Origin of the sequence: Paenibacillus cellulositrophicus, from assembly GCF_009363095.1 — a bacterium.
GTDB lineage: Bacteria > Bacillota > Bacilli > Paenibacillales > Paenibacillaceae > Paenibacillus_AQ > Paenibacillus_AQ favisporus.
In genome coordinates, this window is sequence record NZ_CP045295.1 from 3,839,142 (window position 1) to 3,853,584 (window position 14,443).

The window sequence follows — 14,443 nt, forward strand, 5'->3', positions numbered from 1 at the left end:
AGGCCGTGCTTTTTTTTAGTGGGATGGCGGAGGTTTGCAAGAAATTTTCATGAAAAGGAAAGGATTACTGTCAAAACTGCGGCTCTGCGGGATGTGACGGGCTTCCAGGTATGGTAAAATGAAAAGGACAGTGTCAACAAGTACGGAGAGAAAAAGAGGTGGGGTCAGCCGATGCAGGGAACCATTTTGGTCGTGGATGATGAACAGCCGATTGCCGATATTTTGAAATTCAATTTGGAAAAAGAGGGATACGAGGTCATCTGTACCTTTGACGGCGTGAGCGCTGTAGAAATGGCCTTGTCTGCGCAGCCGGACCTGATGCTGCTGGATCTGATGCTGCCCGGCAAAGACGGCATGGATGTGTGCCGCGAGGTGCGCGCCGCCGGGATGGAGCTGCCGATCATTATGCTGACGGCCAAGGACGAGGAGATCGATAAAGTGCTGGGGCTGGAGCTTGGGGCGGATGACTATGTCACCAAGCCGTTCAGCACGCGCGAGCTGCTGGCCCGGGTCAAGGCGCAGATGCGGCGCCAGAACAAACCGAGCGGTACGGAGTCGGCCGCCGCGCCTGCCGCGGAGACGCCGAAGCAGGGCGTGCAGCTGTTCGGCCTGTTTATCGATACGGATATGTATCTGGTGTACAAGGACGGCGAAGCGCTGGATCTGACGCACCGGGAGTACGAGCTGCTGTATTACTTGGCCAAAAATGCGGGCAAAGTCATGACACGGGAGCATCTGCTGCAGGCGGTATGGGGATTTGAATACTTCGGCGATGTTCGCACCGTCGATGTGACGATCCGGCGTCTGCGCGAGAAAATCGAGGAGAATCCGAGCAAGCCGGAATACATCCTTACCCGGAGGGGGCTTGGCTATGTCATGCGGAGTCCCAAAAACGGGGGCCTGTAAATGAAATGGCCCTCCTTTTTCCGCACGATCCAGGCGAAGCTGATCATCATCTATGTGCTGCTTATCCTGATCGCGATGCAGCTGATCGGGGTGTATTTTGTCAGCGCGATGAAAAATTCCCTGACCAGCAACTTTACGAAGGACCTGCAGGAGCGGGCGGAGCTGCTGTCGGTGCTGGCAGCGGATAAGCTGGGCGGCACCGGAGATACGGGAGAGAATAATCCGGTGGAGAGCCTGGGAGCAATCGTCAACAACCTGTTCAACCTGAACGGGGCGGAAATCCAGGTACTTGACGCCAGCGGCAAGGTGCTGATCACGTCTTACCCTTCGCATGCCGACTATGTCGGGAAGAAGAACACGCAGACGGTCGTGAGCCGGGCGCTGCAGGGCATCAAGGACAACGAGGAATACGTCATCGATGAAGACAATGTGCGCAAGAAGGTCGTGGCGAAGCCGGTCATGAACAATGGGAAAATCGTCGGCGCCATCTACATCGTCGCTTCGATGAAGGAGCTGTACGATACGATGGGCCGGGTGAACAACATTTTTATTTCCGGGATTCTGCTGGCGCTGGGGATGACCTGCGTGCTCGGTGTCATTCTGGCTCACACGATCACTCACCCGATCAAGGAAATGACCAACCACGCCACCGCGGTGGCCGAGGGCAGCTTTGACCAGAAAATGCCCGTATTCGGCAACGATGAAATCGGCCAGCTGAGCGAGGCGTTCAACTATATGACTTCGCGGCTGCGCGAAGCGCTGATCCAGAACGAAGAGGAGAAAGAGAAGCTCGCTTCGATCCTGACGAACATGAGCGACGGCGTGATCGCCACGGACGAGGCCGGCAAGGTCATCCTGATGAACCGCCGCGCCGGGGCGATCCTTGGCGTGGACGAGGATGAGCTGGCCGGAAGCGATATCGCGCAAGTGCTGGGACTGACGCCGGAGCAGGCGGACACGTTCACGGAAGGAACGTACGTGACGATGCTGCTGCAGATCAGCCCGGAAGAGGAGAAGGAGAAATCGCGCCATTACATGGTGCGCGTGACCTTTACTCCGATTCACCGCCGCGAATTCGGCATCACGGGCACGATCGCCGTGCTGCAGGATGTGACGGAGCAGGAGAAGCTCGAGGCGTCACGCCGTGAGTTCGTGGCGAACGTGTCGCATGAGCTGCGCACACCGCTCACGACGATCAAGAGCTACACCGAAGCGCTGGATGACGGGGCGTTGGACGATCCGCCGCTGGCGGCACGGTTTGTCGGGGTCATCCAGAACGAAACGGAGCGGATGATCCGGCTCGTGACGGACCTGCTCCATCTGTCCAGACTGGACAACAAGGAGGCGCTGCTGCGCAAGCAGCCGACCGATGTGCTGGAAATGCTGGAGGACGTGTCGGACCGCTTTTCTTTTCAAATGCAGCAGAAGGGCATTCTGGCGGAAGTCCGCGTGGAGGAAGGGGTTCAGAAGGCGCCGTTCGACCGGGACCAGATCGATCAGGTGCTGGACAACCTCGTATCCAATGCGCTCAAATATACGCCTTCAGGTGGAAGCATCACGATGGAAGCAGCGCTGACCGAAGGCCGTCTGCTCGCCATTTCGGTGCAGGATTCCGGCATCGGCATTCCAAAGAAGGACCTGGACCGGATCTTTGAGCGCTTCTACCGGGTGGACAAGGCCCGTTCCCGCAATATGGGCGGCACCGGACTTGGACTGTCCATCGCCCGCGAGATCGTGCTCGCCCACGGCGGCACCATCTCCCTTCAGTCGGAGCTGGGGCAGGGCACGAAGGTGACGTTTACGCTGCCTCTGGGTGACGAAGGGGGAAGCGCCTCATGAAGGAGAAGATGAAATCGATCCTGCTGGCGCTGCTCGTTGCCGGCAGCCTGGTGCAGAGCTATTACCTGATTTACCGGCTGCCGGGCGGGGATTCGATCGCCAAAACGGAGAACAATTATATCAAGACGGACAACATGGGGCCGGAGGAGAGCGCCGAGAACCTGATCTATCCGGATAAAATGCAGATTCATATGGGAGAAGGCAAGCATACCGTCTTCTACCCGAACTCCACGTTCTACAACTTGATCTACTCGCGTCTGAAGGGACGCAGCTTCGAGAGCTTCCAGCGCCGTCCGGTGGAGAACACGGACTGGAACAAGATCCGCAATGAGGATCCCGGCATCGAGCTGACCTTTGGATCGGGGATCCCGGTATCGCTGCTTCAGCGCGTCATGCAGATCGCGCCGGACTCGCTGTTTGAAGCCGAGCGGATCGACCGGATCTGGATTTACACGTCGCCGAACGATTCCAAGAAGCATGCGATGTTCTTCAGTACGGAAGGCGATGTCGTCTATGAAGCTGGCAAAGTCGACCTGACGGTGCAGGACGTGCAGCAGCATGTCGATTTCGGCAAGGAATGGACGGCTTACTCTTCGGAGGCGGGCGGCAAGTATTATGTGCCGCAGTCGTCCATCCAGATGGTGGAGGCTGAGGTCAATATCGGGGTCTATACGGTGGAACAGATGCAGCAGAGCCTTTTCTTCGACCCCGGCATTACCCGTTACATCCAGGAAAAGGACGGATCGGAGATTTATACGGACAGCAAGCGGAGCCTTCAGGTGCGGCAAGAGCAGAAGTGGATCAGCTACACCGATCCGGCAGCGCCGCCGGCGGGCGAGAGCAGCGACGGGAAGGATGCGCTGGCTGCCGTTGACTTCGTCAACGAGCATGGCGGCTGGAATGGAACCTACCGGCTCGGCCAGTCGGGTACCGGAGGGGACCGCAGCCAAATCGTGTTCCAGCAGTATTACGGCGCCTATCCGATCCTGGACACGCTTAATTTCCATTACGGCACGATTCGGTTGAACCTGCAGCAGGGCACCGTGTCGGCCTATGAGCGCTCCCTGATCTATATGAAATCCGGAGAGCAGCATAAGACGATGGTGAAGCTGCCGGGCGGTGCCGAGCTCAAGGAGAAGCTGAGCCGGATCAACAAGGACTCGGCGATCGAGGATCTATATCCGGCGTATTTGCCGGAGCTGACCAAGACCGGAACGGGACTGAAGCTGACGCCGGTCTGGGCGGTGAAGCAGGAGAGCGGCGCCGTGACGGTGATCCGCTAAAAGGATTTCAGGCTTGGCATGATGCGGGTTGACCGATGGAAAAGAGTGGCGTAAGGTGGGAGTAGCAGGGAATTCTGCCTCCCAATCTATATCTTGCTGCTGTATTTAGGGGCAATAACGGATGCAGCATCTAGCATGAAAGGTCGATTAGAAGGAGCAAAGCTCCATTTTCATAACGATCGGATGGATCGCGTGTCGAAGCTTGGGAATGCTGGGTTAGCCGAAGCTATGGGGAACCATGCGGGATCAAATTTCGGGTAAAAGGAGGGCAAGGGATGGATTGGGGACGGGCCAAAAATGTGCTGATCTACGCTTTTTTGCTGCTGAACCTGGTGCTGGGCTACCAGCTGTGGGCCGACGTGCGCGAACAGGCGGACACCAATCTGGACTTTGCCTCCCTGGCGGACAGCACGCAGAAGGCGATGGAGGAGAAATCGATTCAGCTGCTGTGTCCGATTCCGAGCATGACGCCCGCGCTGCCCAAAATCTCCTACCACTACGTGAGCGGGGAAAGCATCGGCAAGCCGGTCACGCTGAAGAAGCCGGTCGAGAGCAAGCTGATCTTTATGGGTACCGACCTTGTGGACGCTCTGGGCGACCAGATTCCCGAGTTCGGCAATTACCGGTATGATCCTCAGGCGAGTCAGGAGATGACGGAAGCGGAGCTGGAACGGGTGAAAGTTGCTGGCGCCGCGGGCCGATTCGTCATGCATACGCTGGTGGATGGCAAATGGCCGCTGTTCAACGATCAGCTCGAGCTATACTACAGCGAGCAGAAAATCGTGTCGTACCGCCAGTCGCTGGTGGAAATCGCCCCGATGGAGGACGAGCAGGAGCAGAAGATTTTGCCGGCATCCGGGGCACTAAAACGGTTAGTGGACGCTTTTATCCCGGAAGGTTCGTCCATAAAGGATATTCAGCTGGGCTATTACGGCCAGGTATTTAACTCGGAGAGCCAGGTGGCTGCGCCATCATGGCGGTTCACGCTGGAGAGCGGAGAAATTTATTACGTACAGGGGATCAGCGGTGACGTGACCGTGAACAGCCCCAAGGATGAAGTGGGAAAGGAGCAGGGATGATGGGCATATCTTTTACCGTTCTGTCGAGCGGATCAACGGGGAACGCAACCGTGGTAAGAAACGAAGATACGACGCTGATGATCGATGCCGGGCTTAGCGCCAAGCGGATCGACGAGCTGATGGAGCAGCGGGAGCTGTCGGGAGAGGAACTTGACGGGATTCTTGTCACCCATGAGCATTCCGACCATATTAAAGGGCTCGGTGCCGTGGCCCGCAAATACGATCTGCCAATCTATGCCAACGAGAAGACATGGGAGGCGATCAACAAGTCCGTCGGCAAAATCGCCGAGGAAAACCGTATCGTGATGGACAGCGGCGAAGTGCGGGATTTCGGATCGCTGCGGGTGGAGTCTTTTCAAATCTCACATGACGCAGCAGAGCCGGTGGGCTACTGCTTCTACGACGGGGACGAGAAGCTGAGCGTGGCTACGGACCTGGGCTATATGAGCGATAAGGTGAAGCAGGCCATCAGCGGCTCGAACGTGCTCGTGCTGGAGGCGAATCACGATATTGAGATGCTGCGGATGGGCCGCTATCCGTGGAACACCAAGCGCCGCATTCTGGGCGACCTCGGGCACTTGTCCAACGATGCCGCAGGCGAGGCGATGAGCGAGCTGCTGACCGGAGACCTGAAGCGCACCTATCTGGCGCATTTAAGCCGGGACCATAATCAGATGGATTTGGCGAAAATGACCGTGCGTACCGGGATGGAAGACCGGGGATGCTTCTATAAAGACAGCGAATTTAAACTGTGCGACACGTACTACGACCGGCCTACACCGTGGGATAAGGTGAGTGAGCCATAAACTCGTCGAGCTCCGCCGCTTTTCTCTCTACCTCGTCACGGGTGAGAATGCCCTTGTCAATGAGCAGTTCAATGATCGTGCTTAAGGCAAGGGTATTGCGGTAGTGCTCGTCCTTTAAATCCCCCAGCTTGGCCATCATATTCACATAGTCCATCGAAGACGGAAATCGTTCCATGAGTCCGTTCCTCCTTGTTTTCAACATCGTTTCAATTCCATAACCCACCAATGACGCAAGCGATAAAAGATTAGGGCAACCGCCCCACTTATGTTACAATAACTATACCGCATGAATGTCCGCGAGGGCTTGCATATAGCGGGTTTGACTGGTGTCCAGCCTGCAGCATAGCAGATCGTGCTTCGCCTTTTTCATAGTTTCATCAGGCTTTACTTTTATTCTAGTCTGTTAATGCTGGAAACATTCCTGTTTCTATGAAAATATATCTCATGTGCTGTATTGAATAGACTGAAGAAATGAATGTTATAGGCCGCCTATCGGGTTGTTATAGCAGGAAGTTCAATGCAAAGCTTTAGTTCAAGCTATATAGAAAGAGAATCCGAAGTCAACGTGGGCAAATTCCATACATACGAATGTGAGTGACTGAGACTTCGACGCTTCAAATTTGCTGCTTAGATTCAGCCCAATGTGGTGATGTAAAAAATAAAGGGTCTGCCTCGTGCAACCTTGGTAAGCTGGAAGCAGTTATTAATAGTATAGGCAGCCTGAACGATTAGAAGCTTATAAGAACATGCCGCCACGTCATTAGTTATACAGACCGGTCATTGGCGACGGATATTTTTCAATTTCTCGTCAAAGGCATCTGTATGGATGAATCTCACAAGATTTTCGGGATGCGTTACAACAAAGGGGAGAGGATCACATGGGGCTGTTTCGTGACGATTTTTATTCGACCAAAATTTCCAAACGGCGAAGCCTTCGCAAAGTATATCCCGCACAGCGGGTGTGGGGCAGAAGCAGGCGCAGCCGGGGGACGTCCACGCTGTTCGTGGCGACGGTCAGCTCCGTCATCAGTGCAGTAGTGGCGGTGCTCCTGTTCAGCCTCATCATCGGCCTTCCTTCCCATACGAGGGAGACGGCGGCGGTCAGTGCCGTTACTTCAACCCCGCTGGACGGCAGCGGAGATCCGTTCGACCGGCTCGTTCAGGCAGCGGCCAAAGTCCGCCCGACCGTCGTCAGCATCGTGAACTATAAAGATGCGAAGGACGCGGGCAAGGGGACGGCCGACCTGGAGGATTCGGCGCTCGGATCAGGGGTCATTTTCAAGAAGGAGAACGGCAAAGCTTATGTCATCACCAATAACCACGTCATTGAAGGCTCACAGGATCTGGAAGTGATGACGGTCGGCGGGGACATGAAAAAGGCAACGCTCGTCGGTACCGATAAAGTGACGGATATCGCCGTCTTGTCGGTGGACGACAAGAACATTGCCGATGTGGCGGAAATGGGCGATTCTAAGAAGCTGCGCCTAGGGGAGACCGTGTTCGCTATTGGCAATCCTCTCGGCCTCGGGGATACGCTGACGTCCGGCATCATCAGTTACACCAACCGGGTCGTGCCGGTGTCGCTGAACCAGGATGGCGTGTACGACTGGGAGCAGGAAGTGATCCAGACCGACGCGGCCATCAATGAAGGCAACAGCGGCGGCGCGCTGGTGGACCTGAACGGCAAAGTGATCGGCATCAACACGATGAAGATTTCCGATGCCGGTGTGGAAGGCTTGGGCTTTGCCATCCCGGTTGATCAGGTGATGAAGACGGTGGATGAACTGATGAAATACGGCAAGATCTCACGTCCTTACCTGGGCGTGTACACCGTGGACCTGAACAATCCGTACGCCCCGCTGGATGAAGATCAGCGCAAGGAGCTGAAGCTTCCGGCGGACGTGAAAGACGGCGTGGTCGTGCTGGACGCTATCGGACCTGCCAAGGATGCGGGGCTCAAGCTAAACGACGTCATTACAGAGTTCAACGGGGACCCGATCAAGACTACGCTGGAGCTGAAGAAGTACCTGTATGACAAAGTGAAGATCGGCGACATGCTCAAGGTCACCTTCTACCGTGCAGGCCAGCAGGAGACCGTGGACGTCAAGCTCGCCGACAAGCCAGATTCCTAAAATAGGACGTGTGATCCGGCCCAAAACCGGATATAATGAGAGTCATAGGTTTTCGGAATTGACCAGCCAGAAATACGTACATTGTGTGCAATTGTAAGGGGATGCCATTTTATGTTTGTCGTTTGTAAAGACCATGTGGAGCTCGCGATCGATATGTTCGTCGACGAGTACGAGGACGCGCCGGATATCGTGGACCTGAAGGAGACGGAGTTCTCCGATTGGGACCCGCCCGTGCAGTGCGCGCACTGCGATCAGCCGGCCAAGTTCCTGGTCGTGTAGCCGCAGGGTTGGCGAGAAATGCTATGAAGAGATGAATAGCGATGGGGAGAGCGTGGAGACACGCTCTTTTTTACTTTTTGGAAGAGTGGATAGGGTTCGTGAAATGCAATTTGATAGTTCGATGAAGGGCTGTTCTTTAAGGGAGCTTTTTAAGGCGAAGATCATCGGTGATATCGACGGTTTGGCGAGCAGATTTGGAGAATATAAGCCCTTATGGTGTGCTTCATATATAAAAAGATAGGTGGAGGGGTATTCATGCTGATTCAAATTATCGGCGTCGGCAAGCTGAAGGAGAAGTATCTGGTGCAGGGCATCCAGGAATACGCCAAGCGGTTGACGCCTTACATCAAATTTCAGATGGTGGAGGTCGCGGACGAGAAGGCCCCCGACACCTTGAGCGAAGCCGAGGTGTCGATCGTAAAGGAGCGCGAGGGCGAACGCATCCTCGCGCACATTAAAGAGAGCGCGCATGTGATCGCGCTCGCCATTGGCGGCCAGCTCTGGAGCTCGGAGGAGCTGGCCGCCGAGATCGACCGGCTCGGTACCTACGGGACGAGCCATGTCGTGTTCGTGATCGGAGGGAGCCACGGGCTCTCCGATCAGGTGCTGCGCCGCGCTCAGCAGCGCTTGAGCTTCGGGCGCATGACCCTGCCGCACCAGCTGATGCGGCTGGTGCTGGTGGAGCAGATTTATCGCGCGGTGAAGATCAATCGGGGGGAACCGTATCATAAATAACGGCAAGTTTTTGGAGTGGATCGAGCGCGACGCAGGATGTTGTTGCTTTCGGAAAGCAAGAGCCCCTTCCATCGTTTTAGGTGGAAGGGGCTGACAACGCCGTGATATGTGTCTTTACTGAACTTGATTTAAGCACAGTTAACCGCATACTGGGATCCTGCTGCGAGTCGCTAGACTCTGGTGATACTGAACTCTGTACGAGCACAGTATATCGCGGAACGATGCGTATGTCAGTCACAACTTAGATAGATGTAACGTTTGCGGTTTAAACACCTTAAATGCCGATGTGTGATTAAACAATCCAATTGAGCACAGGTACCACCAGGGCCAAGACCAGAAAATATACAGGCAGCATCACTTCATTGGCGTGGCTTTTCGCACGAATTTGGGTAACGAGAGCACCCAGCATGATGACCACAATCCACAAACCAGCTAGCGACCCCGCCAGGTGCGACCAAATGCCAATTAGCATCCCGATCCCGCCGAGAATTTCCGCTATACCGACTAGAATGCGAAATCCATCCGAATAGCCGTATTGTTTGAATGATTCGACTGGCTCTTTGGCTCCAAACTTCATAAATCCAACGATCACATAACCAATGCCCAGAATAATCTCAAGTATAATCGATACGATTTGCAACTTTTTCACCTCCTTACTGAACTTGTATTAAGCACAGTTAAACTCATACTAAGGATGCTGATGCGAGTTGTTGTTAAACTTTGTTAATACTGAACCTTGTATGAGTACAGTTTAACACAAAACTATGCTTATGTTAAGCGCAGTTTATAATTCGTTTTTAAAAACTTCTGCCGCAATACGCTCAATCGTATACTGCTTGAAAACGTGAAGCGTACTCTCTTCCACTTGAGAAGACAATTCCTGGAAAAGGTCTCTTACTGACGCCTTGCGTTCGCAGTCGAGCGTGGATTCGACCATTCCACTTCCCAAAGGATTGTGCATTTGCAGAGCCCGGTAAACGTCCGCCACTGTAATCGAGCTTGCAGGTTTGGCCAGCAAGTAGCCGCCATCTCTGCCTTCCCTAGCCTCGACAAGATTTGCACGAACCAGTTGACCTATCACCCGGCGCATAAACGTCGTTCCAGATTTCATCATATTCGCAATTTCTTTACTTGAAAGCACGTTATCTGACATCGAAAGTAAGACAAGTCCTTGTATGGCCAAACCGAATGCCGACGGAGTGACCGTGTGGTTTTTTTTCTTCAGATGCATTGAAATTCACCTCAAATCCATTATGTACAATGTTTACACAGTTTACAAGATGTCCGATTTCGCTATTCAGGGCGACTCAAGAAAAACCTCTGGCCGAAGGAGGACACGGGTTCAGCCCGCGCAACAGCGCATCGTAGGGAGCCTGGCACGGGACTCCATGCACGAGAAGAAAAACTTGCCGTTACAGACAGCACGGAGAGCCGTATCATAAGTGACGGCGAAAAATTTGGTGACAAGAAGGGTGTAGTAGCCTGTAGGAATGATGAAAGAAAATGCTATAGAGATGATATACTTATCCCCCTAGAGGAGGTTCTAGTTGGATTTTTGTACGACTAAAAACGACTATGTATTCCAAATTTATGGTATGATCATGGGAAATGGAGGAAGTATACAATACCAAGCGAGACATTAGAATAGACGATAATACATTCATGGAGTAAAGCAGGTGAATTATGGGGCAGAGAGGGAGAGCGGCATATTCGTTTAAAGAGTTCGTAACGATGTTTGGACAAGATATGTTTACTAACTACTGGATGAGAATGTGGGCTATTCTTGATGAAAACCCACATTTAAAAGACACTTTTCCTTCGTTTTTACTTAATCCAGAGAAGCTTGTTTTTTATTTCGGGAAAAATCATATGGCTTTAGAATATGTGGGTTCCGTTCAAAAAGAGGATCTCGATGAAAATTATCAGTTAACGGTAGAAATACATGATTGTACTTATACAGAAAATCTAATGGACGCTGTAATCGGTTTTGAACTAGGTAATGACCCTACAAAACGGCATCCTTCTATGAGTTTTAATGAAAACATATATTTACCATCAAACGATGCGTATGAAATACTTGAACAAAATGGTTGGAATTTTGCTGCGCAGCCGATGATGATAGGTTTTAATATTGCTGGTCTTGATTTGATTGAGGGATCCTACCACAGATTCATAAATTGTTTCTTTTATGGAAGTGACACTCATGGTTTGCTGGTTAGGCATATCAAGTGGTTAGATGTGTTCCCAGTAGATATGATTGACTATAATGACGAGTTAGACCAATTCAAATTTTATCCTTGGCAGGATCAAGAAGAACGCGCAAGGAAGGACGTTAGCATTGTTTTTCCTACTCCATCAGGGTATAGAGATCCCAAACTCATCCAACTAAACCGATTTGTAGAGCTTTTTAGTTCATCAAAGGTGACGGAAACGCAAATAACCAGGTTTTTATCAGAGCCAGAAAATCAGTTTATTTTAAAAATGGTCTTCTTTGCAAAAGAGTTATATGCTGAAAAAGAGTGTGTTTGGGCAAATGATCCAACAAGAAAGGCTATACGCCCAGATTTTTTTATAACTGAACCCAATGGTTTTTCAGATATCGTTGAGTTTAAATTACCAAACGTCAAAACATCAATGATAGTAGGTCGAGAAAATAGAGAGGCCTTTAGTGCAGAGATTGGTTCATATATTGCACAAACGAGGACTTACCGGGAATATTTTGAAGATCCAAGAAACCGTGACTACGTTCTGGACAAGTATGGGATCAAAGTACACCATCCTAAGAGGTGGTTAGTTATAGGAAGAAGATGGATGATTGAAAGTGACGAGTGGAAGTCTATTCAAAATGATTACAAAGAGTTTGCAATTAGGACTTACGATGATCTTGTAGATTATGTTATCAGCATGCTTTATAGCTAGTGTAAGGGGAATGTCCTTTGAGACATTCCCCTTTTCTTACTTAGTAAGCAGCTACTCTTTCTTATGGCGATTAATTTATTTCATTTTTTTAATGTAGGACAAATATACTATTCTTATGTTATTTCCTATGGTAAAATATTGAAATACTCTACGTTTAATATTTCACCAATATGGAGGATACTATTATAATGTGGCCGGAGCATTTCCCAGAAGGATGTCCAATCAATGCTGAAGGGAAGTCAGTAGAAGTTTTTCGTTTAGTTGACAATAATCCCCCTCTGGAAAGTGACTTTATCGCCTTATCCCAGCAAGGGCGTAAGGTAAGAGGGGATGCATGCCAAGCGTGTGGATTATCTGTCTTTGAATTATATGACGATGCTGTTCAACAGAATGAGGTGCTGGCAGGTTCTATTTATTTTCAGCGTAATAACTTGCCGAAGAAGAGAATCGCTGTTGGAAGGACTAATCCAGAATATGGAATGGTGAGAAATACGCCTGTACAAGAAAGAACATCACATTTAACATATTGGATTTTTAAGGATAAAGACGTAACAGACCATTTTAGCGTAATCTAAGAGGGGAGGTATCGTATGGAACCCTTCGTTACACCTTTAGGAATCATGAGTGTTATTGAACATTTTTTGTTTTATGATAGACCATATATTTTTTTGTGTGTCGATAAGACTAATTCAAAATACGTTGTTCACCTTGTTGATGATGATGAAATCTGTGAGAAATGGTTTCTTATACCCTCAACTGAATTACGAGTTGAATTTGTTCGAACCGGTAAAATTTCATTGAGGGATTCTTTATTATTAGCCGAACAAGGATGGATTTGGGAGATAACTACTCCATATGATGGGTCAAAAGGTACAGCAGAAATACGTTATTGTAATGAATTGGCTGATCATGATCTACCAGCAAAGGATGTCTTTTTAAATCTTCCTGAAAGACGTCTTCCTGTCTTAGATTTGGATGCAGCTAGAGATGCCGAACAAACCTTTAGAGATGTCTTCTTGCTTTACCTAAATGATGGTCATCACTCTCAAACAATTCCGGCAAATGATTTAGGTCTTATACTACTTCGTTCTCAAGGTATGTTAGAGACTTTAGCCCATAAGGATGCTGCAACAAGAGGAAGAATTCCAGCATCTACAAAGGAAGAAGTTACCATGTACTATGCTGGTAATTTTGCAGCGTCTGTTGGCATAAGGCTAGAGGCAAAACACAATGGCTTGGTTCCTACTTCTGTACACGATGCATTGAGTACATTAATGGACCTAATAGAAGCTGGTTCTAGTAAGGAAGATCTATTAGCAATATTAAAGAAATTGCAAAGTAGATCCATCGCACGATATCGTTTTTTCCTACAAGCGCTTGAACAAGCAAACATCTCTTTCAAAGCAGAGTGGGGTTCGCCATTTAGGGAGAAAAGGGTAGCGAGCTTGTCAATACATGATATTCGTTCTGCTATAGGCATTATGGACATAGGGGGAGAGGACACTGTTCAAAAGTTAGAATTGATGGGTGATCTACGCTTAATAGGTGTTCAGACAAATAAAAATAAGAAGCGTTCCAGTTTTGAATTTGTATCAATTGAAGGAGAAACTTACAAAGGTACTTTATCTGATGATTTGTTAGGCCAAGTGGACAGCGGCGTTTTCTTTAAAGTTCCCGCATATAATGTTATTGCAGAAATTGAGGAAACTCTGGAGATAAATCCAACAACAAGTGAAGAAAAAGTCACCTATTCATTGCTAAATATTAAAGAAAATAAATAACAAAACTAGATCACTCAAATGTGGTCTAGTTTGCATTTCCTCGGTCCAGCCTAAGAGTAGGCTTCCCCAAGATGGTTCATTTTCTTATGCAAAAGGCGTTCTCAAAGGATAAACCAGTATTGAAGGTAGCTGGTGGCGATGATCCGCAAAGGAGAATATAGATGACGGTAAAGTTTAGCTTGAGTTATACAGATGGAGATTTCATCGACAACATAGAAGTTCCAATTTATAAAGTGTATCGCAAGGGTACCTCTTTTCAACTGTATCATTTAAATCGCAACCCTGCTCGTAATGAACACAAAGAATTGTTGGTTATCGATGAATCGGGGATAACACCAGAAAGCATGTTTAAAAGTGTCACAGAGTTTTGTGAAAAAATTATCCCCTATTTATTGGATAGGAAAAATGAGTCGTTATTTTTATTTGGGGAGTATTATGACACAGAGAAAGATAAGATGGTGGACATTGATGATATTGAGATTTCCTGTTTAATAGGAGGGGCAGCCATCCCACAAGAAGAAGAGAATAAATAATGTAGGATTTACAGAGGTGACCAACTAAATTAATGATCATTGGATTAATAATTCTACATAGGCATCAGCCAATTCAAAACGGGGGGAGTAATTTTTTTTACATAGATTTGAAATATTCTACGACTTCCATGATTTGATTTATGTTAAAATA

At 49.7% G+C, this 14,443-nt stretch carries 15 protein-coding genes; 12 read left to right on the plus strand and 3 right to left on the minus strand.

The window, feature by feature from the left end; translation table 11 throughout:
* Window positions 1-171: 171 nt before the first annotated feature.
* The 5 genes from yycF to GCU45_RS17200 all read left to right on the plus strand — a co-directional run bounded on the left by yycF (window position 172) and on the right by GCU45_RS17200 (window position 5,913).
* Window positions 172-906 carry a response regulator YycF gene (gene yycF / locus GCU45_RS17180; protein WP_152399735.1) on the plus strand — a complete coding sequence of 245 codons (735 nt, stop codon included), beginning with the start codon at window positions 172-174 and terminating at the stop codon, window positions 904-906.
* A 75-nt stretch (window positions 907-981) separates the two neighbouring features.
* Complete coding sequence (walK, locus tag GCU45_RS17185; RefSeq protein ID WP_425281297.1) at window positions 982-2,745, plus strand: cell wall metabolism sensor histidine kinase WalK; 1,764 nt, start codon at window positions 982-984, stop codon at window positions 2,743-2,745.
* The gene (locus tag GCU45_RS17190) at window positions 2,742-4,028 is read left to right on the plus strand and encodes a YycH family regulatory protein (protein WP_152399736.1); all 1,287 of its coding nucleotides are present in this window, start codon (window positions 2,742-2,744) and stop codon (window positions 4,026-4,028) included. Before walK ends, GCU45_RS17190 begins: the two co-directional genes overlap by 4 nt.
* A 275-nt stretch (window positions 4,029-4,303) precedes the next feature.
* Complete coding sequence (gene yycI, locus GCU45_RS17195; protein ID WP_152399737.1) at window positions 4,304-5,107, plus strand: two-component system regulatory protein YycI; 804 nt, start codon at window positions 4,304-4,306, stop codon at window positions 5,105-5,107.
* Window positions 5,107-5,913 (plus strand): MBL fold metallo-hydrolase, encoded by an 807-nt coding sequence (locus GCU45_RS17200; protein ID WP_152403141.1) that lies wholly within the window; start codon window positions 5,107-5,109, stop codon window positions 5,911-5,913. Before yycI ends, GCU45_RS17200 begins: the two co-directional genes overlap by 1 nt.
* Here GCU45_RS17200 and GCU45_RS17205 read toward each other — a convergent pair.
* On the minus strand, window positions 5,882-6,088 hold the full coding sequence (locus GCU45_RS17205; RefSeq protein ID WP_076172423.1) for a hypothetical protein: 207 nt from the start codon (window positions 6,086-6,088) through the stop codon (window positions 5,882-5,884). The genes GCU45_RS17200 and GCU45_RS17205 overlap by 32 nt on opposite strands.
* A gap of 703 nt (window positions 6,089-6,791) precedes the next feature.
* Between GCU45_RS17205 and GCU45_RS17210 the strand changes: the two genes are divergently transcribed.
* The 3 genes from GCU45_RS17210 (at window position 6,792) to rlmH (ending at window position 9,059) form a co-directional block, all read left to right on the plus strand.
* A complete protein-coding gene (locus tag GCU45_RS17210; RefSeq protein WP_152399738.1) occupies window positions 6,792-8,045 on the plus strand; it encodes a S1C family serine protease in 1,254 nt (417 codons plus the stop codon).
* A 111-nt stretch (window positions 8,046-8,156) separates the two neighbouring features.
* Entirely contained in the window at window positions 8,157-8,324 is a 168-nt protein-coding gene (locus tag GCU45_RS17215; RefSeq protein WP_094597789.1) for a CxxH/CxxC protein, read from the plus strand.
* A 255-nt stretch (window positions 8,325-8,579) separates the two neighbouring features.
* Complete coding sequence (gene rlmH, locus GCU45_RS17220; RefSeq protein ID WP_116233218.1) at window positions 8,580-9,059, plus strand: 23S rRNA (pseudouridine(1915)-N(3))-methyltransferase RlmH; 480 nt, start codon at window positions 8,580-8,582, stop codon at window positions 9,057-9,059.
* 292 nt (window positions 9,060-9,351) lie between these two features.
* Here the strand turns inward: rlmH and GCU45_RS17225 are convergent, their stop codons facing one another.
* Entirely contained in the window at window positions 9,352-9,699 is a 348-nt protein-coding gene (locus GCU45_RS17225; protein WP_152399739.1) for a DoxX family protein, read from the minus strand.
* 144 nt (window positions 9,700-9,843) lie between these two features.
* Window positions 9,844-10,290, minus strand: coding sequence for an RrF2 family transcriptional regulator (locus GCU45_RS17230; RefSeq protein ID WP_152399740.1), 447 nt, complete (start codon window positions 10,288-10,290; stop codon window positions 9,844-9,846).
* Between the two features lie 452 nt (window positions 10,291-10,742).
* Here GCU45_RS17230 and GCU45_RS17235 point away from each other — a divergent pair, with 452 nt between their 5' ends.
* From GCU45_RS17235 to GCU45_RS34030, 4 genes are all read left to right on the plus strand, one after another.
* A complete protein-coding gene (locus GCU45_RS17235) occupies window positions 10,743-11,978 on the plus strand; it encodes a Shedu anti-phage system protein SduA domain-containing protein (RefSeq protein ID WP_152399741.1) in 1,236 nt (411 codons plus the stop codon).
* 188 nt (window positions 11,979-12,166) lie between these two features.
* The gene (locus GCU45_RS17240) at window positions 12,167-12,553 is read left to right on the plus strand and encodes a hypothetical protein (protein WP_152399742.1); all 387 of its coding nucleotides are present in this window, start codon (window positions 12,167-12,169) and stop codon (window positions 12,551-12,553) included.
* Window positions 12,554-12,568: 15 nt separating this feature from the next.
* Window positions 12,569-13,759, plus strand: a complete 1,191-nt coding sequence (locus tag GCU45_RS17245; protein WP_152399743.1) for a DUF6575 domain-containing protein — start codon at window positions 12,569-12,571, stop codon at window positions 13,757-13,759.
* A 161-nt stretch (window positions 13,760-13,920) separates the two neighbouring features.
* Window positions 13,921-14,292 carry a hypothetical protein gene (locus tag GCU45_RS34030; protein WP_208837055.1) on the plus strand — a complete coding sequence of 124 codons (372 nt, stop codon included), beginning with the start codon at window positions 13,921-13,923 and terminating at the stop codon, window positions 14,290-14,292.
* Window positions 14,293-14,443 lie beyond the last annotated feature (151 nt).